This is a genomic window from Photobacterium sagamiensis, assembly GCF_050337085.1.
Taxonomy (GTDB): Bacteria; Pseudomonadota; Gammaproteobacteria; order Enterobacterales; family Vibrionaceae; genus Photobacterium; species Photobacterium sagamiensis.
This window is the reverse complement of record NZ_JAKJSP010000034.1, coordinates 58386-80583: the sequence shown is the minus strand read 5'-3', so window position 1 is coordinate 80583 and position 22198 is coordinate 58386. Positions and strand designations below refer to the sequence as shown.

16 protein-coding genes, 2 tRNA genes and 3 pseudogenes are annotated in these 22198 nt (G+C 44.5%); 20 read left to right on the top strand and 1 reads right to left on the bottom strand.

Annotated elements, in window-relative coordinates:
• The 12 genes and pseudogenes from L4D76_RS17050 to L4D76_RS16995 all read left to right on the top strand — a co-directional run.
• Positions 1 to 341: pseudogene (locus L4D76_RS17050) on the top strand (aromatic alcohol reductase); the annotation flags it as partial.
• A 175-nt stretch (positions 342 to 516) separates the two neighbouring features.
• Positions 517 to 1914 carry a Na+/H+ antiporter NhaC family protein gene (locus tag L4D76_RS17045; protein ID WP_428442096.1) on the top strand — a complete coding sequence of 466 codons (1398 nt, stop codon included), beginning with the start codon at positions 517 to 519 and terminating at the stop codon, positions 1912 to 1914.
• A 61-nt stretch (positions 1915 to 1975) separates the two neighbouring features.
• On the top strand, positions 1976 to 2851 hold the full coding sequence (locus L4D76_RS17040; RefSeq protein WP_428442095.1) for a helix-turn-helix transcriptional regulator: 876 nt from the start codon (positions 1976 to 1978) through the stop codon (positions 2849 to 2851).
• Between the two features lie 164 nt (positions 2852 to 3015).
• Positions 3016 to 3891, top strand: coding sequence for a nuclear transport factor 2 family protein (locus L4D76_RS17035; protein ID WP_428442094.1), 876 nt, complete (start codon positions 3016 to 3018; stop codon positions 3889 to 3891).
• Between the two features lie 1003 nt (positions 3892 to 4894).
• On the top strand, positions 4895 to 8359 hold the full coding sequence (locus tag L4D76_RS17030; protein WP_428442093.1) for a hypothetical protein: 3465 nt from the start codon (positions 4895 to 4897) through the stop codon (positions 8357 to 8359).
• Positions 8360 to 8449: 90 nt separating this feature from the next.
• On the top strand, positions 8450 to 8572 hold the full coding sequence (locus tag L4D76_RS17025; RefSeq protein WP_428442092.1) for a rhomboid family intramembrane serine protease: 123 nt from the start codon (positions 8450 to 8452) through the stop codon (positions 8570 to 8572).
• A gap of 671 nt (positions 8573 to 9243) precedes the next feature.
• Positions 9244 to 10242 carry an ABC transporter substrate-binding protein gene (locus L4D76_RS17020; protein ID WP_428442091.1) on the top strand — a complete coding sequence of 333 codons (999 nt, stop codon included), beginning with the start codon at positions 9244 to 9246 and terminating at the stop codon, positions 10240 to 10242.
• 59 nt (positions 10243 to 10301) lie between these two features.
• A complete protein-coding gene (locus L4D76_RS17015; protein WP_428442090.1) occupies positions 10302 to 11192 on the top strand; it encodes an ABC transporter permease in 891 nt (296 codons plus the stop codon).
• A gap of 1 nt (position 11193) precedes the next feature.
• Positions 11194 to 12450, top strand: coding sequence for a quaternary amine ABC transporter ATP-binding protein (locus L4D76_RS17010; RefSeq protein ID WP_428442089.1), 1257 nt, complete (start codon positions 11194 to 11196; stop codon positions 12448 to 12450).
• A gap of 17 nt (positions 12451 to 12467) precedes the next feature.
• A complete protein-coding gene (locus L4D76_RS17005; protein ID WP_428442088.1) occupies positions 12468 to 12959 on the top strand; it encodes a SixA phosphatase family protein in 492 nt (163 codons plus the stop codon).
• A 139-nt stretch (positions 12960 to 13098) separates the two neighbouring features.
• Positions 13099 to 13189 (top strand) — tRNA-Ser (locus tag L4D76_RS17000).
• A gap of 817 nt (positions 13190 to 14006) precedes the next feature.
• On the top strand, positions 14007 to 14603 hold the full coding sequence (locus tag L4D76_RS16995; RefSeq protein WP_428442087.1) for an AAA family ATPase: 597 nt from the start codon (positions 14007 to 14009) through the stop codon (positions 14601 to 14603).
• 101 nt (positions 14604 to 14704) lie between these two features.
• Here L4D76_RS16995 and L4D76_RS16990 read toward each other — a convergent pair.
• Positions 14705 to 14788: pseudogene (locus L4D76_RS16990) on the bottom strand (amino acid ABC transporter ATP-binding protein); the annotation flags it as partial.
• 533 nt (positions 14789 to 15321) lie between these two features.
• On the opposite strand from L4D76_RS16990, the gene L4D76_RS16985 reads away from it, so the two are divergent.
• From L4D76_RS16985 to mog, 8 genes and pseudogenes are all read left to right on the top strand, one after another.
• On the top strand, positions 15322 to 15624 hold the full coding sequence (locus L4D76_RS16985) for an isoamylase early set domain-containing protein (RefSeq protein WP_428442086.1): 303 nt from the start codon (positions 15322 to 15324) through the stop codon (positions 15622 to 15624).
• Between the two features lie 258 nt (positions 15625 to 15882).
• The gene (locus L4D76_RS16980; protein ID WP_428442085.1) at positions 15883 to 16740 is read left to right on the top strand and encodes a D-amino-acid transaminase; all 858 of its coding nucleotides are present in this window, start codon (positions 15883 to 15885) and stop codon (positions 16738 to 16740) included.
• Between the two features lie 93 nt (positions 16741 to 16833).
• Positions 16834 to 17946, top strand: coding sequence for an alanine dehydrogenase (gene ald / locus L4D76_RS16975; RefSeq protein WP_428442084.1), 1113 nt, complete (start codon positions 16834 to 16836; stop codon positions 17944 to 17946).
• Between the two features lie 27 nt (positions 17947 to 17973).
• Positions 17974 to 18417, top strand: coding sequence for a GGDEF domain-containing protein (locus tag L4D76_RS16970; RefSeq protein ID WP_428442083.1), 444 nt, complete (start codon positions 17974 to 17976; stop codon positions 18415 to 18417).
• A 664-nt stretch (positions 18418 to 19081) separates the two neighbouring features.
• Positions 19082 to 19172 (top strand) — tRNA-Ser (locus L4D76_RS16965).
• A gap of 401 nt (positions 19173 to 19573) precedes the next feature.
• Positions 19574 to 20419: a lipase family protein gene (locus tag L4D76_RS16960; protein ID WP_428442082.1), complete on the top strand. Its 846-nt coding sequence runs from the start codon at positions 19574 to 19576 to the stop codon at positions 20417 to 20419.
• A 50-nt stretch (positions 20420 to 20469) separates the two neighbouring features.
• Positions 20470 to 21177 (top strand): annotated as a pseudogene (locus L4D76_RS16955) (dehydroquinate synthase/iron-containing alcohol dehydrogenase family protein); the annotation flags it as partial.
• A gap of 450 nt (positions 21178 to 21627) precedes the next feature.
• Positions 21628 to 22161: a molybdopterin adenylyltransferase gene (gene mog, locus L4D76_RS16950; RefSeq protein WP_428442081.1), complete on the top strand. Its 534-nt coding sequence runs from the start codon at positions 21628 to 21630 to the stop codon at positions 22159 to 22161.
• Positions 22162 to 22198 lie beyond the last annotated feature (37 nt).

The window sequence follows — 22198 nt, the reverse complement described above, 5'->3', positions numbered from 1 at the left end:
CTCTTAACAAATGTGTTCAGATGGATTACAACGTGCTTACTCAAACAGAAATGCTGGCGGAGCTTAAAAAGAACTTCCCGGATCATCCATTTGAATATGAACATTTTTCTTCAGAATTTATCACTGATTCCCGAAACACTGCTGGCGACGAGGTGACGGCGAAGAAAGGTGCAGAGACAGATCGCGAGCGCTGGGGGATCAATTACGTTATCTATGTCATTGGTAAACTAGCTTCTTTCACCGACGAGACACTACGTACAACCGCTCTGTATCCTGATTATCAGGTAACACGCACTCCTGAGCAGGCACTGGCTGATTCAGCGTTTATCTTCGATAACTAATTCCACTGTGTGGATAACTGAAAACTCATGATCGCACTGGCTCGCTCCGTTACGGACGAGCTTTTCTATATCCAACATTTGGTTCGATATCTACCATTTTTAGGGGAATAATGACCGTGTAAGAATTTGTGCTCTCTTTAAACTGACCTCAATGAATTGATTTGAGGTTTCAGTAATGAATACTTGGTTGACTTTATGTCCTCCTCTTTTAGCGATTACGCTAGCAATCGTAACCCGGCAGGCGTATTTGTCGATTTTTTCAGGCATTTTAGCGGGCACCATTTTGCTTAACGGCTCACTTTTTGTTGGTGTGACGCAAAGTTTTGATGCCATTGCGACGACGTTTACTTCCATCAGCGCAGTGAAAAGCCTGATTTTTATTACTATGATTGCTGCGATTATCAATGTACTGCAACAATCTGGCGCGATTCAGAAGGCAATTTATAGCCTGACTGTTCAGCGAAATATAGTGAACTCTAAACGAAGTGCCCAGCTTCTGACCTTTTTGACGGGCTTTCTAATGTGTTTAGAAGGTATTGGGTCGATGATGATAGTTGGATTAGTAGGGCGTCCGCTTTTTGCCAAGCACAATGTTTCGAAAGCGAAACTGGCGCTTGTCGCTAATAGTACAGGATCACCTCTTGCGTGGCTGTTACCCATCAGTGGTGCAGGCGTATTTCTTTCCAGCCTGTTAGCCATTCAGATCGAAAATGGTGTATTAACAGGAAAACCGATGGATTATGTTTTCTCCGCGGTGAGTTATCAGTATTACACCATATTGGTATTGGCATCTGTGCCTTTTCTTGCAATATGTCAGCACGACTTTAAATCCGGGCCTCACGATGTTGATCAAAAGAATGTCGATCACAAGAACGTTGCTCAGGGCACTGAGCCTCAGTCAGCGGAGCCACAGAACCATACCTCTATAGCAGTGCTTATGCTTCCCTTAATTTTGCTATTGGGCTCAATTATTGTGATCACGCTGGTAACTGGTGATGGGAATCCAGCGCAAGGGAATGTCGGAGATGCCATTTATTGGAGTGGCTTTATCTCCCTGTTCGGTTCGGCGTTGGCTTACCAAGTCGCTGGTATCGCATTTAGTCAATATATGAACTGGGTACTGGACGGTTTCAAACAGATTTTACCGGCAGTGATCATTCTGGTACTTGCCTTTACGCTAAGTAATATCATCGGTCAGCTTGGTACAGGTACGTATTTAGCCGGATTGGTTTCTGAGCAGTTTTCGCTTTGGGTCGTGCCAAGTGTGGTATTTATTATTGGGATGCTGATTTCATTCTCAACGGGCAGTTCGGGTGCCACCGTGAGTATTTTGATACCTATCGGGATCTCAATGGCGGTCAACATGGGGATACCTGTACCAATGATGATTGGGGCTGTGATCTCGGGAGCAGTGTTTGGTGATCAGAGTTCGCCTATTTCAGATTCGATCATCGTGGCATCTTCTGCCGCCGACTGTGAACCGGAACTGCACTTTCGCACTCAGTTACCGTTTACTTTACTGTTTGCCACATTATCTGTCATTGGATATTTAATAATAGGCACAACAGTTTAACTCTTGTTTCTTTCTCTCCAGTCACTACACTAGCCACACGCTGTAGTGCATGGAGAGAGGAATGCAGATCCCCGAAATTGGTTTTAATCACAGTAAAACCGATCAGGCTGAATTTGAAATGGTTGAGCTTGAATCACTTTATCAACGCAACCTCGCTAGTAACCCCGAAAAACCCCATCGTGTCACTTTTTTTCTTCTTGTTTACATCGAAGAAGGGGAAGGTTCGCACATGGTGGATTTTAAAGATTATCCTTTCTCATCCGGTTCATTTGTTTTTATTCAGCGAGAACAAGTTCATGCCTTTGATTTTTCATCTAAACCAAAGGGAAAGGTTTTACTCTTTACTCAGGCATTTTTAGATCAAGTTCATGCTAATATGCGCTTGCCAAACTACACACCCACCCATCTTAATAGTCACCATACTCCTCTGGTAAAACTGGACAAAGAAAATAACCAGCGCTGCCACACATTAATCAGCGAAATCATCACAGAGATTGCACATCCTCAATCCGATCCTTTGATTGTGATGTACCTCTTCTCTTCACTTTCATTAATTCTACACCGTTTAAGACCAGAAACGCGCCACGATAAACTCTCGCAAGAACAGAGCATTAAGTTTGCCCGTTTTCTGGAGTTACTTTTTTCTCATTTCAGCAAAATAAGAGATGCGAACTGGTACGCCCATCAGTTAAATACCACCTACAAGACTTTAAACCAGGTGTGCAAACTCGCGACCGATCTTACGGCTAAGCAGCTTATCGACGCCTACACGATCGTAGAGATAAAACGACGTCTCGTCGTTAGCAGTGTAACGACTCAGCAAATGGCGTATGACTTCGGCTTTGAAGACGCAAGTAACTTCGTAAAGTATTTCAAAAAGCATACAAACTTCACCCCAAGCCAGTTCCAGAAGAAGTATGTTCAACCTGTGCTATAAGACGATGCTTTGATCATAACGCCCTAAAATTGAATGTAATTTTAACTTTAACGATCAATAGTACTTAGAGGTTCGATTTATACCATTTTGGGGCGCATATCCACTCTGCCCCCCGTAAGTGATAGTGACTAATATTGTGCTCAACCAAACAAGGGGACAAGACAATGAAGAAACTATCACTAACCAACTTTTTTAACCGAACTCTAATTGCGGCTGGCGCTCTTAGCCTAGCTGCCTGTACAACAGCGGCTGCAGATACAGCATCTATGTCTAACAAAGAGAAGGCGGTAGCTTTGATTTCGAGCATCGAAACAGGTGCTTCAGAGCCAGTTGGCGACATCAATCCAAACAAATACATTCAACACAACCTGGCTGTTGCAGACGGTCTGGCTGGTTTCGGTGCGGTTATGCAGCAGTTACCAGAAGGCAGTGCCAAAGCACGCGTTAAACGTGCAATGCAAGACGGCGATTATGTTGTAACTCATACCGAATATGACTTCTTCGGTCCTAAAGCAGGCTTTGATGTGTTCCGTTTTGAAAATGGTCAAATCGTTGAGCACTGGGATAACCTACAAGAAATGGCTCCTGCAAATGCAAGTGGCCGCACTCAGTTTGATGGTTCTACAGAAATCAAAGACTTGAATAAAACTGAGCAGAACAAGTCGATTGTTGCAAACTTTGTTCAAACCATTCTGATCAACGGCGAGATGTCGCAAATCGGTACTTTTATTGGTCCGGAAGAGAAAGACTACCTGCAACATAACCCAGGTGTTGCCGATGGCCTGAGTGGTTTAGGTGCAGCACTTGGTGAGCTTGCGAAGCAAGGTATGCCGATGGTGTACACCCGAAACCACAAAATTTTAGGTGAAGGTAACTTTGTACTTTCTATCAGTGAAGGCGAATTCCTAAAACAGCACGTGGCATTTTATGACCTGTTTCGTCTGGAAAATGACATGATTGTTGAGCACTGGGACACCATTGAAACCATCCCTGCCCAGTCAGACTGGAAAAACACCAACGGTAAGTTTGGCTTCAATTAATCCGCAATTCAGCGGTTACTCTAAGAACAGCACCATGAGGTCGCAGCATTGCGGCCTCTCTCTATTTCATCTGTATTGAGATGACCCATGACATCTGATACAACGCAAGTCACTCACCCCAAATTGGTGATACACATGTCTCTGTAAAAACGTCGAAATGTTGTCTATCACACGAAATTGCACTCCAACTTACCAGCGTGTTTTGTTATCCAAATGAATTTCGCTCATTTTTGCCAGCTTCACACTGAGGTTATTTCGCTGTATTCCCCCCCTTTACGCACAACCTTAGTAGAAATGTTTATATAGAGCGCCGCCCATACATTCAGAATGTTCTATTTTCCGTTAATATAATAAAAATTGGGTTTTCACAATCAATGGGGTGATTTGTTTACTCAAAATCGCTTCTATGGGAACGGAAGAAGATGCAGCATTGTCTAGTCAACTAATGCTGTGAATTGTTAGGCTTTAAAAGCCTGAAAGAGTGATTTCATGAAGAGGCTTTCGTGACCTCGAGCTTTGTAACTGTGACGAGCTTCAATCTATTGACATTTTTATTAAGTGTCTCGTTTGTTAAATCAGTTATCCGACAAGGATCGTGATGGATAGCTGGTTTCTTTCGATTTAGGTGGGTATTGTAGATAATCATAGAAACGTTTATATTGCGCGTATCTATAATGGAGTCCTTAATATTTCTCTCGTGATTGGTGTGACGCATTTTCTACTTAGGTGGCATTGTCTATAAGTTGGAATTGCACAAAGCCTGTACGGTGCAACACGCTAGAACATCATTTGATGTCGAAGTGGTGACCAGGCCGGTTGAGACAGTACCAGCCTCAATGACCTTGTGCGGACTATAGAGGGGGTTGAGTTCGGGGGGATATTTATAGCGTGTGCTTTGACGTTTAATTCTTAAATAACGCTCATAGCCAACATGTTGCATTAGCAGGGCGTAATGTAATGAAGCATAAAGTAATAACTATAAAGCGTTATTTAAAGAGGTCGTATGAATTCAAATTTTCCTTATCAAGGTTGTCTAAGCCGAAAGCTGATTGGCGGGCTATTACTGGCAATTGCACTAGGTGGCTGTGGCGGGGGAGGCGGGGGAGAGGCTGGGACGCCAGGTTACAAGCCAGGATCCGGGCCAGAAGAGCCAGGACCAGAGCCAGATCCCGACCTTGAGGTTTTAGTTGAGGCTTGGCCTTTCGAGGAAGAGCAGAGTCATCTTGTTGCGGCGGCCAAAGTGGCTGGCTACTACGCTGTTGCAAACGCGTCTTCGATGGCCATTGAAATACGTGATATATCCAAGTCTGTCTTGCATACTATTAGTGCCAGTGAGATTAGCCCACTCTTGCCTGATATGGGATTGGCACACGATGCACCTATCTGTGGTATGACATTTACCCCTTCCGGTCGATTCCTCTATATTGCAGTATGTAATAGTCAAACGGGTGACGATAAGGACGCGATATTAGCGTTGAACATAAATACTGAAACACTATCTGTTTTTGATCGTGTATCGCTCAGCTCGATATCCAAGAGTCCTCAATCGCATTATGGTATGAGCTATTTTGCCTCTCAGTTGTACGTGGGCAGTGATACAGGGGTATACCGTTATAATGCTGATCGTAATAGTGTCTATCTAGGGGGAGCGATAGAAGAACCTGATCATATTTCAACACCTAAAGCCGTTAAAGATATCGCACTTGATATGGTTGCCAAGCATCTTTACGTTTTGACAGACGATACCATTTACCGTCTTCCTCATACGGAAGATAGTCAGAATACGAAAGAGAGTCTGTCCACAGTATACAAGGATAGTAATCTATCAAGATTGAGCTTTAGCCGGGTGTTTGGCCGTGACTCGGCAGCAGGGCTTTACCTGACAAGAGATAACAATGACGACACGGAATTTTTGTTTGTTCCGAAGGATAAGGTAAGAAAAAATAATACTTTTTCGCCCGAGCAGGTCAACTTTAACATCAGCAATGTGTTGGATTTCACTACCACAGCTGACGGTAAAATACTTTATTCTGACGGGCAGGTATTTACTCTGGCAGATAAGCTTGACGATAAACTGTCATACCAGGGATGGCTGCGTGACGAACTGGCACAATATGTCACAGCGATAAAGAGCTTAATCTCATCAGATAACTTTTCTACCACTAACAATTTTACACCGTTTGATGGTTTTTTGCACCGGAAGCTCCAGCGAGTTGGGACTAATCCAAATACGACGCCAATAGCAGATACGGTTGGTTGGGCGGTTTACCTGCTGCTTGCGGCAGACAAGGTCAACCCGGACCATGAGATCGAAGAGTTGATCGAGCTTCTTATTGAACGTCACGCCGGGCTAAAAGATGATGGCCAAGGCGGTTTGAAGACGGTTGACGGCCACTTTGTCAGACAATACGAAACTGACGGTACCCCCAATACGGCAAATCCACAGCCACAAGTGTATACCAGCATGAAGTTTCTTCCTGCAGTATACAAAGCGGCTGAAATGTACCCGGACAATGAAAAAATTGCAGAAGCCTTAGCTTATTTACAGCAAGTCTTTGTCCGCTCGAGTGACACGATCCGGGCGCGCCAGACAGTTACCTGGCGAGTGGATGATTTCGGGCCAGAAAGAAACAATAATGGCATGGCGAACGAAACGTGGCTATACGGTGACTTAGGCGCCGCTCAGGACCCTCGTGCGACCAACAATTATGCTACATATGTCTATGACCGGACTAATTTCAAATACGACGACTGGTTAAAAGGTGAACCCGTCATACTGTCAAAGCACGCTGCGTTTATTGTGATGGGAGGGACGCTCGTCCTGGAGCACCATTTTAAGGATCCGGATTGGAAAGAGCAAAATAACAATTATTACGCGGTAACACAGGCTGCATCGGATGATTTGGGCTCTCCTTATTTCGCTGCGTTTTCTGCAGGCAATAACCCTGAAGCTGAGAGTGGAAATTACTATAATGATGGGCCAGCGGATCATCCGGGGAACATTCTCCATTTTCCGGCGCTGCTGGGTTTTGGCCAGCACGGTAAGCTAGGCGCGATGGTCGGTGGTTATTTTGCCTACCGGGATGGCTTGCGTCAGGCGATGCTCAACGGCGCAGGCGGCGATGACATCAAGTTGCTGACTCGCTGGTCTATGAATGATCCAAATTATCTGATGGAAGCCGTTGGTATTGCGGATTTTTGGTTTGGTGCTATTGGGCTGGCAGAAGCCATATCGCCGGGAACCACTGCTGAGCTCCGAAATACTTTTTTCCGTCCGGAAGTGTCGTGGGATATGGACTCTGACGACAATCAGGTCGTGTTCTTTTCAGCCATTACCCCACGTCATGTATCGGGTCTTCGCGATGACGGCAGCATGCAGTCGTTTGGATTCCAGCGCTCGCCGTTTACTGTTCCGAGCGGGCAGAAGTTCAAGTCCTTCTTAGCCGTTGATCCTGAAGGCGACTGGGTGGAACTGGATGATATCGTGAGTGCCAAGCACGACAAAAAAACTATTTTCACTAATCCTGATTTCGAAAATGGCCTGGCTGGCTGGAAAAAGAAAGGTGATGGAGCGGTAGAGCTCACGGATGGTGTCACTGGGCAGGGGGCAAAAGTTCAGGGCAACTCAATATTATCCCAAGCCGTCTATCAACCTTTGGCACTTGAAAACAGCCGTTTTAGAGTGTCGGCGTTCATCCGTCCGGAGCAGGCATCGACGGCCAAGGGCTTTATCCGAACAGGTTGGGCTGAATCGGGTGACAGCAATGCAGTATTAAGCAATACCGTGGACAGTAATACCACCGAAGCCGGAGATAGTGGTCAGCTGGTGTCAGTCGATACAAGTAAGCCTAAAGATGCCAATTACTTACACATCGAGTATGTTGTAGAGGGCGGTGCCGGGCAGTCATTTGTTTTTGATAACACTGCGCTGCAGTTTTTTGGTGCCTCGCATGAAATCGACAATGGTGATTTTGAAGACGGCAGTCGCAACTGGGATTTGTCTAACGGTCAGGTCAGTATTATTAATGACCAAGATTTAGTGCCTGAAGGCAAGCAAGCGCTTGAATTTTTGTTATCGGGTGGGATGAGATCTTGGCGAAGTGCAGAAACAGATATTGATGTTTCAAATGATCCTGTCGGAACGCGTTATATATTTCGGTTAACATTGGGTGAGCATGCCATTACCGATTCTGAATTTGAGATCAAGATAGATATTACTGATGACGATCCAAATACTAAAACGGTAGACTGGAAGAACGTCGCAGCTATAGAGAAAGAATCACCCGACGAGATCACATTCACAATGCGTAAGCGCCCAGGAGAGATGAATTTTCGTGTGATCTTCAGGATGCGACAGAACAGCACCGAAAGTGTGGCAACAGATCGTGTAGTGATAGACAACCTCCGACTCGACAAGCAAAGACTTCTTCTGGCTGAAGAGTGTACTGGCTCTGTGACGGGTTGTTAGACATAGCGAGGCCCATTTGTTAAATGGGCTAAGTTTCACTGAAATGATGCATACCAATAAACAGAATAGAGCACTTCGGTGCTCTATTTAATGATGATTATATTTTGGTTTCTTAAAGATATTTATGGCGCAATGTATAGCCACGATGGAATTGCATATATCGCTCATATTGCTGGTTTTCTTAGTGGTCTTGGCATTGGCTGGTTCATGTGAATGAAACTTCTCACCAATGTAATACAGTTAAATTGTACTTGTTGGCTCTGGATTGCCTGTACCAATGATGATGTGTTCCAGAAAGTATTATGATCAAGAGCTCTGTCATCAGCTAAAGACGTCTTGGGCGGTACATTCCAAGGTATCGTCTTTACAGACTAGTGCCCAAGTCATAACTGGTTAGACTCATCCACATATTAGTTCTGCCTATCTTGTGAAATGCCTACAGAATTTTGGTGATTGCACTTTAATTGCATTCCGTGATCAATCTCTCAAAAATTGTAATTAGGTAATAATTTCTCATTTGCATTGATGCTCAGCAAGCTGGCAAGCATCAGAGGAATCTGATGATTTTGTGCGTCAGGTCACGTTGGTTCTTCATTGATTTAACAGGATGTTTTGTTAAAAAATAGTTGTTTTATTGATTGGCCATACTTCCGTTTCCGATAGTGTTTTTGTGATTTGAGTGACAAAAAATGATCGCAAATAATTACATCACTAAACATTATTACTGCATGGAAATAGATAAAATGCTGATTTTTAGCTGGTCTTTTTTGCAACTGCGCCAATAATTACTTAGTATACAAACGATAAGATTGTTAACAGAAATTTATTTGTTGTGATCTTGAGCAGGTTCCTAACGGAATGGAAACCTTAACAGGGATATAAATATGCGAAAAATACTCGCCACATCGATCATGCTTGCTTCTGCGTCATTTGGTGTATCAGCCAGTGAATGCGGCAAAATTACTATTGCAGATATGAACTGGAACTCCGCTACTCTGATCGCCAATGTTGATAAATTCATTCTCGAACATGGCTATGACTGTGAGGCCGAACTCGTACCGGGTGACACCATGGCAACAGGTTCCTCGATGATCGAGAAAGGTGAGCCGGATATTGCGCCGGAGTTCTGGAGCAACTCGATGAAAGAAGCGTTGGATGGCGGTGTGAAAGAAGGCCGGATCCGTTACGCGGGATCAAGTTTGTCTGATGGTGGTGAAGAAGGTTTTTGGGTACCCGCTTATATGGTCGAAAAAGACCCGACACTGGCAACCATTGAAGGTGTAAAAGCTAAGGCCAAACTGTTTAAACACCCTGAAGATCCGGATAAATCGGCATTTATGGGCTGCCCTGCCGGGTGGAACTGCCAGATCTCTGCCGGTAATTTGTTTAACGCTATGAAGCTAGAAGATTCCGGTTTTGAATTGATTGATCCGGGCTCGGGTGCTGGTCTTTCTGGCTCTATTGCTAAAGCGTATGAACGTGAAGAAGCATGGTTCGGTTATTACTGGGCTCCAACAGCAGTACTCGGTAAATATAAAATGGTGAAGGTTGATTTTGGCTCAGGTATTGATGAAGAGCATTTTAAGTCTTGTACCAGCAATGTTGATTGCCTTGATCCAAAACCGACGATGTACCCACCTTCACAAGTAGATACTGTTGTTACGGAAGCCTTTGCTAAACGTGCACCTGAAGTACTTGCTTATCTTTCTACGCGCTCTTTCACTAATAATCAGATGAATGGTCTGCTGGCCTGGATGGAAGATAACCAGGCGGATGGTGAAATAGCAGCGGAAGAATTTCTGATTGAGAATGAAGATACCTGGTTGAAATGGGTGAGCCCTGAAACCGCTAAGAAAGTGAAGCAGGCGTTATCTGAACTGTAAACCTATTTAATGCCCGGCGATTGTCCGGGCTTTTTGCATTATTAGGATAGAAAATTGTTATGTCAGATCAATCATGGTTAACGGAAATTCCGCAGCTTGATCGTCACCAGTTATTAGAGATTCGAAAAACACTTGATGGTGCTTATCGAAGTTTCTCTCGTGAATACGGAGACAACATTGAAGCGTTTTTTGATCCGCTGCTCTCGTTTCTTATCTGGTTTGAAAAACTATTACTGGGTACACCCTGGTGGCTGGTGATCGGCGTACTGGCAGCACTTGCTTACGTTGCCACCCGTTCATGGAAGTTAACCGCCGGTGTTGTTGTTGCGTTTACGCTGATTGGTGTGTTCGGCATGTGGGATAACACCATGCGAACCATGAGCATTATTCTGGTTTCAACTATGGTTGCTATTGGGTTGGGGATCCCAATAGGGATTGCGATGGCCCGTTCAAATCGGGTGCAGTCGATTGTGACTCCGATGCTGGATGTGATGCAAACCATGCCGGCGTTTGTATACCTTATTCCCGTGGTGATGTTATTGGGCATCGGTAAAATACCAGGGGTGATTGCCGTGGTTATTTACGCGGTCCCACCTGTTATTCGCCTCACCAATCTTGGGATCAGGCTGGTGGATGAAGAGGTGCTGGAAGCAGCTACCGCTTATGGGGCTAGCCCGATGCAACGACTTTTCGGGGTTCAGATCCCGCTAGCGATGCCAAATATCATGGCTGGCATTAACCAGACGATTATGATGGCACTGGCGATGGTGGTGATTGCGTCAATGATTGGTGTAAAAGGTTTAGGTCAACCTGTATTAAAGTCGATTACTAACCAATACTTTACTTTAGGATTACTCAATGGCCTGGCGATTGTGTCTCTGGCTATTATCTTTGACCGGATTTCACAAGGTTATGCGAAGCGTACCCAGCAGCATTTAGGAGGTCGCTAAAATGGCTAACAAAGAAGAGAAGAAGCCACTGATTCGAGTGAAGAATCTGTACAAGGTGTTTGGCCCCAATGCTAAGCAGGTACTTGAACAGGTTAAAGCTGGTAAATCAAAAGATAAGATTCTTGCTGAAACCGACCACACTGTAGGCTTGAGTGATATTAATCTTGATATTTATCCAGGTGAAATATTTGTGATCATGGGTTTATCAGGCTCTGGTAAATCAACACTTATTCGTCACTTTAACCGGCTCATTGACCCTACGGAAGGGGTGATTGAAGTTGCCGGAACCGATGTCATGAGTCTTAACCCAAAAGGGTTGCAGGACTTTCGACGTCATAAAATGTCGATGGTTTTTCAGCGTTTTGGCTTGATGCCTCACCGTACAGTATTACAAAACATTGGATATGGTCTGCAAGTTCAGGGTGTCAGTACTCAAGAACGTGAAGAGCGGGCGCGTAACTGGTTAGAGACTGTCGGCCTTGATGGTTACGAGAAGCAATATCCGGCTCAACTGTCGGGTGGACAGCAACAACGTGTCGGACTGGCCAGAGCCTTGTGTACGGATGCTGAAATTTTGTTAATGGACGAAGCCTTCTCCGCGTTGGATCCTCTTATTCGTAGTGAAATGCAGGATCAGCTGATAGAGCTGCAGGAAAAACTACACAAGACCATTGTTTTTATCACTCATGACTTAGATGAAGCTTTGCGACTAGGTGACAGAATCGCCATCTTGCGTGATGGTGTGCTGGTTCAGCAGGGAGAGCCTGTTGATATCTTGCTCAATCCTGCCGATGATTATGTCGAAGCTTTCGTTAAAGATGTTAACCGAGCCCGTGCGCTGACGGTGGAAACCGTCATGAAACCTCAAGTATTCCGAATTTCATCAGAGACCATTGGTGAAGCGGTAGCAGCGATGAGAAAATCTAAAAATGATTACGGCTACTACATCAATGATGACGGTTATCAGGGTGTCATTACCCAGGAAACCCTGGAAAATGTCGAGAAATCCGATTACAGCAACGCCATTGATCCTTCTTTATTAGAAAACGTGCCAGCGGTACAAAGCGATGCGCTACTTGAAGCGGTTATCCCTGAAACACTTGATAACGAACACCCATTGCCGGTACTTAACGCTGATGGTGATGTCGAAGGCCATTTATCCCGTTCGACACTGGCTGAAGTACTGAGTGATCAGGCATCTCATTCGGAGGACGATCAGGAAAAAAAGTTCAGTGTTAACAACTCGAAGGTTGCTTAGTACCGTAGGTGAAAGTGATGAAACAACTTTTTCTTCTTCGCCATGCTAAGTCCTCTTGGGATGATCCGACGCTGGATGATCATGATCGTCCGTTGAATAAAAGGGGAATGAAAGATGCCCCCCAAATGGTCGATCGGTTGAATGCCTTGCTTGCAACGCCGCAAAGGGTTGTTACAAGCAGTGCAATCAGGGCACAGCAGACGGCGGAGATTTTCGCTCAGAGACTGGCCAATACACCGGAACTTGAAATTAGTACTGACCTGTATACTGAATCAGCGTTTGACTTGTTCGATCAGATCAAAGCAACCGATGATCGGCTGGAGCGAGTGATGATGGTTTGCCATAATCCTGCGATTAATGATCTGGTGAATATGCTTGGTTTTGAGATCGAAAATGTACCGACATGTGGCATCATCGTGTTCGGGTTTAATGTCTCATCATGGCAGGAGCTAGGGAATGAAGACGTTATTCCGATTTATTATGACTTTCCTAAGCGGCTTAAATCATAACAGATAGTTTTGCCGGGCGTAGTACTTATATATGTGAGGGATATTTGCTCGTGTTGATGATAGTTTTAGCAGTTAACAATAAATTTGCCATAAGCCACTTTACAGCTTGAATCGAGCTCTGTATTATCCGCCGCACAACGGAGAGATGGCTGAGTGGTTGAAAGCACCGGTCTTGAAAACCGGCATACGTTTATAGCGTATCTAGGGTTCAAATCCCTATCTCTCCGCCACATTCAAAGAAGCCAGCTTAATTGCTGGCTTTTTTACATCTGTTACTTGAGAAAGAGACAGATAGGGATGCAGAATCCTAGACAGGGTTCAACCGAGCGAAGCGAGTTCACAACGGCTCTGCCGTTAGCCCGAAGGGCGCGAGCTTGCGAGCAGTAAATCCCTCCGTTTTTATAAAGATCAGCTCCGCCACATTCAGAGAAGCCAGCTTAATTGCTGGCTTTTTTACATCTGTCGCTAGGGAGAACCAAGGGTTCAAATCCTCTAATACCCAAAGCGCTCCGCCACATTCGGAAGCCCCAGCAGAAATGCTGGGGCTTTTTCGTATCAGGTATTTGATGAAAGTAACCACTTACAGACTTCATCATTCAATTCTCTCTTCATTCGTACTAATAATCCGCTGTAACCAAAAAGTGACCGTAGAATTAACCTTACATACTTGAAATACTTATTTGCTAAATCAATGGCTAGAACACTATTGTTATTATGTATATACCCAAGTTACCTCAAGATGCCGGATTCAGAGTGATGCCAGCCAGTTCAATTCAAGGAAAATGTGCGAAGGAATGACTGGTCCTTTCAAGTGCATTTGACACAGAAGTGGGCTGGCTGGATCACTCCCGAAGGGCGAGTTTTCCAGGCACTAATGTTGCGTTGCTGATTTTTGATGTAGAGCGACTATATCTGCAAATCAGCGCCTGACCTTAGCGCCTGGAAATTCTCGCTGAAACGAACATTTTGAGGTTACTTGGGTATAGATCCCTTTAGTTGAAATCAAACTGTAGCCCCTAGTTTTTCAACAATCTGCTCGAGGTCATTATGAAGAAACCGCTAAAAGTAGTAGTAACGGGTGGTCCCGGAGGTGGAAAGACCACGGCGCTCGACCTTTTCCGCAGAGAGCTTTGCGATAAACTTGCCACTGTCCCAGAGGCTGCAACCGTTCTCTTTTCTGGTGGTATTACTCGATCCAGTGATACACAGGTACTTAAAAATATTCAAAAAACAATTTTTTCTCTTCAGCAAAATTTAGAAGACATCCAACAAAAGAAATACCCAGATAGACTTCTCGTCTGTGATAGAGGGACATTAGACGGCCTAGCCTACTGGCCCGGAACGGAAGATGATTTTTTTCAAGAAGTAAACTCTAACTTTGAAAATGAAATCATTCGCTACGATGCGGTCATTTTCTTTGAATCTGCTGCCGCAAGTGGGCATGATATCTCTAGTAACAATCCAGTAAGAAATGAAACGTCCCAACAAGCTGCGGAACTGGATAAAAAACTACAGAACATTTGGTCTAGACACCCCAATTATTACTTTGTGGGTAGCTCTGCGTCATTTGTAAGAAAAATCATGTTCGGAATCATGACAATCGAAAACGTGATCAACAGACACAATAAAGAAAATGGTAATTAAAAAGAGAGCGACGAAATGACAGGCAAAAAAAAGGCGCCTGGAAGGGCGCCAAAAGGACGTTGCGTGCAAGGAACAACTTAATGAATGATCTGCTGTAAAGGAGCAGTTGCGACACGTAGCGGCTGGCCGCCAGATAGCTGACCGGGATATTTGTGTGCCTGTTCGGAGATACGCCCCCGAGTCAATTACTGTCTGTATTAACAATGTTGTGTTTCAGTTTTAAACTGTTTTTTATATTACTTACGGTTCCACTGCTTTTTCTTATTGTTAACATCTTGTCTAGCCATTCATAAATAGACGTTTCTTGTTTCCTGATTTTTATTTCGCAACCCTCATGCCATGAAATTCCGGAAACCGAAATAATGTGGTATTCAGAGTTTTATACTAATAAGGTTATAAATTGATGAAGGTTATTCTGGAATGATTAATTCAGAAGGGTATTGAAAATCATTATTATTTTCATGTTGTTAGCTGTCATACCATGACGGTGCATGCGCTGCACCATTTTAGAGTTAATAGTCAATATTAGATGCACCAACCTACAGCAATGAGAGATCAAAACAGTGAGTGATATTCAAACCGCTATATTGCTTGTCAAGCCTAATGTTACTAAAAACCTGAAAGAGTACTTCACTACGTGACCTAAAGAACTGTTGATGTATTTTTTATACTTGGTTATCATTTTGTTGTTTAAAACAAATTTTAAAAGGAATTTAAAATGATCAAGAAACGATTTTTTAAAACTAAAGATGAAGTAGAAGTGACATTTGAATGGCCTAAAGGCGATATCAAAAACATTGCTCTTGCTGCTGATTTTAATCAGTGGGAAGTAACACCAATGAAGTTAAATAAAAAGACAAAAACATATAACTTAAAAGTTAGGCTACCCAAAAATCAGAGTTATCAATTTCGTTATCTTATAAATGAAAGGTTATGGGAAAATGATCCAAAAGCTGACGGCTACATCCCAAATAACTACGGTGATGATAATAGTATCTTATCAACATCGGAAGCGGTATAGAATGCACCTAAAGGTCGCCAGAAGTCTGTCTCTTGATCACAACGCGTGATCAAGAGGCTTCATCAACCGGTGATCTTCAAGGATGGTTTGTAGCTTTACTCCCTGCTCCATAGCGTTGACCATCTAACGCGACAGATTCATCTCTATTTCCCCTGCGTTACTGCCATCTCCGTCATTTCAGCCATACATTATGAGGCTAAAACTTTCGTCAAATACAGAGAATTGTGCTAGAAAAAATATAATAAGAGGAAATAAATTATGGAACGTATTGTTTATTTGAATGGTGAGTATGTCAGCGAAGCGGATGCGAAGATCTCTATCTTTGACCGGGGCTTCTTGTTTGCCGATGCGGTATATGAAGTCACTGCTGTGCTAGATGGAAAATTAGTGGATAACGCCGGCCACTTGGCGCGCCTGAAGCGATCCTGTGGGGAGCTGGATTTGGAACTGCCGGTGACGGCAGAAATGTTGACGGCTATCCAAAAAGAGCTGGTCAAACTAAATAATCTTGAAGAGGGTGGAATTTACCTTCAGCTTAGCCGCGGTAATGCTGGCGATCGTGACTTTGCCTATCCCGTTGATACCAAACCCACACTAGTCTTATTTACTCAGGTTCGTTGTTTGCTGGAAAGCCCGAAAGCGGAAAAAGGCATCAAAGTGATTTCATTGCCTGATATCCGTTGGAAACGACGAGATATTAAAAGCGTGGGTTTGCTCGCACCATGTATGGCGAAACAAGCCGCCTTGTCTGCTGGTGCAGATGATGCGTGGCTGGTGGAAGATGGCTATGTCACCGAGGGCAGCGCTAACAATGCCTATATCGTTACAGCAGAAGGTACGTTAGTGACTCACCACCTTAGCAACGATGTGCTTCATGGGATCACAAGAAAAAGCCTGCTGCAACTGGCTGAGGAAGCTGGTATTCAAATTGAAGAACGCAGATTTACCATCGAGGAAGCCTATGAGGCCAGAGAAGCATTTGTTAGCTCTGCAACCACTTTTGTCTGGCCGGTTATCAGTATTGATGATTACCAAATTGGTGATGGTAAGCCAGGGCCGGTAGCGAGCATGCTGCGCAAGATCTATATTGATATCGCGATATCCACGGCGGATTAAGATCCGCCATCGATTGCTTACAATCCCCATCTCCTTTATGGATATGCGTTCTACACTCAAAAGTATGATCCAAAATTTCGAGGAGTTTTCGGCATGGACATTGGCGTTATCAAGGAGATAAAAAACAGAGAGAATCGCGTTGCCTTGACCCCGAACGGGGCAAAGGCGCTGGTGGCGGCCGGGCATACCGTGAAGATCGAGGCTGGGGCCGGTGATGGTTCAGGCTTTGCCGATGAAGCTTATCGAACTGCAGGGTGCCAGATCGTAACGGTTGATGCAGCCTGGGATACCGAGCTGGTGCTAAAGATCAAGGAGCCACTGACCAGTGAATTTCCCTACCTGAAGAGACAGATCCTCTTTACCTATTTTCACCTTGCCGGAGTAGATCCAGCCCTTACCGAAGCGCTGTTAGAAGGCGGAACGACGGCGATCGCTTATGAAACTGTTGAGAACGAACGAGGAAAGCTTCCATTGCTGGCACCAATGAGTGCCGTCGCCGGTAATATGGCAGTCACTGTAGGTAGCTACTATCTGGCTAAATTTGCGGGAGGCAAAGGGATGCAGCTTGGTAGTGTCCTGGGTAAACGTTACGGGAAGGTCGTTGTACTTGGCGATGGTGTTGTCGGCCGTTACGCAGCGAAAGTCGCCGACGGAATAGGTACCAACGTGGTGATATTTACCCGGCACCCCGACCGCGGATCTGAACTGAAGCAAGATACCTCAGGAAACCTTCGCGTGGCTCTGTCGTCGCCAGAGGTAATCGCACAAGAATTGTTGGACGCCGATTTGTTGATAGGAGCCGCGTTGCGCCCGGGTAGCCGTGCCCCCCATCTGGTATCAAAAGCCATGGTGGGCACAATGCAACCAGGCAGTGTGATTGTCGATGTCAGTATTGATCAGGGCGGATGTATTGAGACCTCACGCCCAACGTCGCACTCAGCTCCGGTTTTTCAGGAACAGGGTGTCACTCATTACTGCGTTAGCAATATGCCGGGTGCCTATCCGAGAACCTCTACTATCGCTCTGACCGATGCCACTTTCGACTATGTATTGCGCCTGGCTTCGAGAGGGATATCTGCGCTAAGAGAGGATAACGGCTTCGGTAAGGGGGTCAACACTTACCATGGTTACGTCACATATAGGCCAGTAGCCGAGAGCCTTCAGATGTTATCAAGGTTCAGAGCATTTTCGGAAATCACCGACTAGGGGGCGAAAACGCGTTTTACACTTTGTTTGGCAACACCAAGACCCGGATATTACGGGTGCTTTACAATTGATAGCTCTAACACCGTCGCAATCATGCTAGATATCGATCATTTTAAAAGCGTGAATGATACCTATGGCCACAGCCAGGGTGATGTTGTGTTACAAGGTGTTGCGTCATGTATTCTTGAGCAGTGTCGGAGTGCTGATATTCCGATCCGCCTAGGTGGTGAAGAGTTTGTAATTTTTTCTCAGGTCGGTCTCGACGGAGCCTTTCATTTCGCGGAAAGGATTCGTAATCATATAGAGAATTTAAAATGGGACGGTCCGGTAGAAGGAAGACAAATTACAGCCAGCTTCGGAGTCGCTGTCAGACAGTTAGATGAAACGCTGGAAATGCTGATATCAAGAGCAGATGTTGCGCTGTATAAGGCTAAACATCAGGGCCGAAATCGTACTTGCGTCGTTGAATAATATTGTTGTGCAGTGAATAGATCGGGTGATCCGCTTTAAACCAGTACAGACCCATAAATAAGCCTCCAATCGGAGGCTTATACGTTGGGACAAAGCTCCCGCAGGATATTATTAATTAAGATTGCTTTTTAGATTTTGCATCCTTGAGGATTTCTCTGATGCGTTTGTTAGATACTCGTTTAGCCATAAATAAACTCCTTCTTTAAGATGAAAAGCCCTTACGCAAATTAGGACCGGACAATAATAACGCCAGTTACAACGTAACGTACTGAATCTAACATCAGGAGTGGTTCCTAGATCTAGGTGGAATACTGTCGTTCTAGTTTCAATATACAGAATTAAGGAATAAAGAAAATTCATAACTGGTTGATTTTGTGGAGATATCAATTGTCATTCCATATGTTAAATTGTGTGAACCCCCATGCATTTTCTCTGGCTCGGTTTTAATTGTTGAATTACACGACGAGCGTGAAATAAATCCTCGTTTTTATGACGCTAATGCGGATTTTATATTTTTATACAAAATGTGAGATCAGCCTGAAAGTGAGAGTTTGCTTAGAAGAGCATCGCATGTGACTACATTGTTCGTTTATTGTACGGTCAGCGCTTGTGTGGAAATTAAGTCTTTACAGTATTTCAAGCCATATGTATTATTCGCCGCACTGGAGAGATGGCTGAGTGGTTGAAAGCACCGGTCTTGAAAACCGGCATACGTTTATAGCGTATCTAGGGTTCAAATCCCTATCTCTCCGCCACATTCTAAAGCCTCAGCAGAAATGCTGGGGCTTTTTTACATCTGTTACTTGAGAAAGAGATAGATAGGGATGCGGAACCCTAGACAGGGTTCAACCGAGCGCAGCGAGTTCACAACGGCTCTGCCGTTAGCCCGCAGGGCGCGAGCTTGCGAGCAGTAAATCCATCATACCCAAAGCACTCCGCTAAATTCAAAGAAACCGCTGACATATCAGCGGTTTTTTTTGCCTGAATTTTTATATTTTTGGGTATACGTTAGATTTAATGGTTACCTTCAGTTGCAATATTAGCAATAGGATCGAGTTGCTCACAAAACCGTTAAGATTGGTTGCGGTTGAATTGTAATGGCATTTAATTAACTAGGACGGATTTCAATAAGTTAACTATTAACAGGGATTGAAAAATGATTAATGTGAAACAGTACAAGTCAGCTCTCGATAGACACAATGCATTAGCGATGGCCAAGTTGTCAAAACTCGTTTACAGCGATACCGATACTAAGAATAAAAAGCCTCATGAAACTTATATATTGCAGCAGCTTAAAACTAATGATTCGGGGTATCGTAATGTCACTGGATATGATCGAAATACAGCTCAAGCTATGCTGGTGGAGCACGAGTCATTCATTGCAGTGGTGTTCCGTGGTACTGATGAAATAGGTGACTGGGTTGATAATTTAAAGGCATTTGCAGTCAGTGCATTGTTTGGTGATTTTCATCGTGGTTTTTATGAATCGCTTGATGATATTTGGTCTGAGATGGAGAAAGATCTGAATGGATTGAAACAAGCGATAGTCAAAGACAGTAACGGAACTAAGCACAGGCGTCCTATCTTCTTTGCTGGACACAGCTTAGGTGGAGCAATGGCAACAATTGCTGCGGCTAAATATATCAATGAAGACAAACAGTTTACCGCGGTTTACACCTACGGCCAACCACGGGCCATGACCCGTTCTACCGCTCGAATTTTTAATGCAGAAGCAAAGAATCGTCTGCATCGATTCCAGAATAATGAGGATATCGTCACCCGTGTTCCTGCTCGTGTGATGAATTATAGTCATGTGGGGCAATGTTGCTATATTGATGCAGATGGCCAAATTCATACTGATCCTGGCTTTTGGTTTCGGTTTATGGATTATATTGAAGGCGCGGTTGATTCACTGAAGAAAATGACCAATTTGGGTGCAGTCGATGATCATGATATTGATAAGTATATCGCGGCTGTTGAAAAGTGGGATTACGATGAGTAATTGAGCTCAAGCCGAAAGATGTTGGTTACTTTACTTACTATTTTTTATATTTTTGCATCATTACCGATGAAGCGCGTCATATTAAAATGGCGATCGTTGATAAACACACCACACCGCTGATCTCGGTTAACGATCCTGAGTTGATGGTGGCAAAACCGGCCTCACTAACGGCTGCGACCGGGATGGATGCACTGACTCACGCGGTTGAAGCTTATGTTTCTGTTGCGGCGACGCCGGTGACGGATGCGGTGGCGATCAAGGCAATTGAGCTGATCCAGGCTCACCTTCGCACCGCTGTAAACGATGGCCAGAATATTGAGGCTCGCGAGCAAATGGCTTACGCTCAGTTCATGGCGGGAATGGCATTTAATAACGCATCACTGGGTTACGTTCATGCAATGGCGCACCAGCTGGGTGGTCTCTATGATCTGCCGCACGGCGTATGTAATGCCGTTCTGCTACCTCACGTACAACGCTACAACGCCCAGGTTTGTCCGGAGCGTCTAAAAGACATAGCTAAAGCGATGGGGATAAATGTTACAGATATGACGGCAGAGCAGGGGGCTGAGGCGGCACTGGAAGCGATTCAGGTACTGTCTAAAGATGTTAACATTCCTGCCGGTCTCAAGGAATTGGGGGCCAAAGAGGAAGATATTGCGGCCCTGGCTGATAACGCCTTAAATGATGCGTGTGGACTGACAAACCCAAAACAGGGCACGCACGAAGAAATTTCTGCCATCTTTAAGGCGGCGATGTAAGCAAAACCGGTCAGCCCCGGCACCGTGCTTAATTGTTTGCACTATCGTTCATGGCCAAAATTTATGTCAGCCATTAAAATGGCAAACAAAAATATTGGCCATATCCCCTTTCGGGCTGCGCTATTTCAGATCTTTGAAAGCATAAATAGGGGGAGGTCATCATTAATTACCTTGAGATTATTGTTGGGCAATATTATGCCAAACATTGCCCTCGGTGCAGATGGTTTCATATCGGTAATTTTCAATAAAGAGATATTTTTAATTGATTGATATTATTATCTTGAACCTGCCTCTTTAACCTCAAGGCGTTATTCCTTAAACTTGCATTTCAAATCATTCAAACAAGTTTTTTGATACTTCTATGCTTTCTATCTCAGATTTAAAATCTACAGGTATAGGCGTAGGGGCAGAAATTGACATTCAAGGCCATCAGGGTCTGAGGGATAACACATGAGCAAAGCGAAAATCGGTATTGTGACAGTCAGTGACCGTGCAAGTGCGGGCGTTTACGAAGATATTTCTGGTCTGGCGATTATCGATACTTTGAATGACTATCTGACGTCACCTTGGGAGCCGGTGTATGAAGTGATCCCGGATGAGCAAGATGTGATTGAAGCAACATTGATTAAAATGGCCGATGAGCAGAACTGCAGCCTGATTGTGACAACGGGTGGTACCGGTCCGGCAAAGCGTGATGTGACTCCGGAAGCAACCGAAGCGGTATGTGATCGTATGATGCCAGGTTTTGGCGAGCTTATGCGCGCTGAATCACTGAAGTTTGTACCGACGGCGATTCTGTCTCGTCAGACAGCGGGTCTTCGCGGCGATAGCCTGATTGTAAACCTGCCGGGTAAGCCGAAATCTATCCGTGAATGTCTGGATGCGGTTTTCCCTGCTATACCTTATTGTATCGACCTGATGGAAGGCCCATACTTTGAGTGTAATGAGGAAGTTATTAAACCATTCCGTCCAAAGCAGAAGTAATACCAATCGGGTTAATTCCTTCCTTTTCAGGTTAACT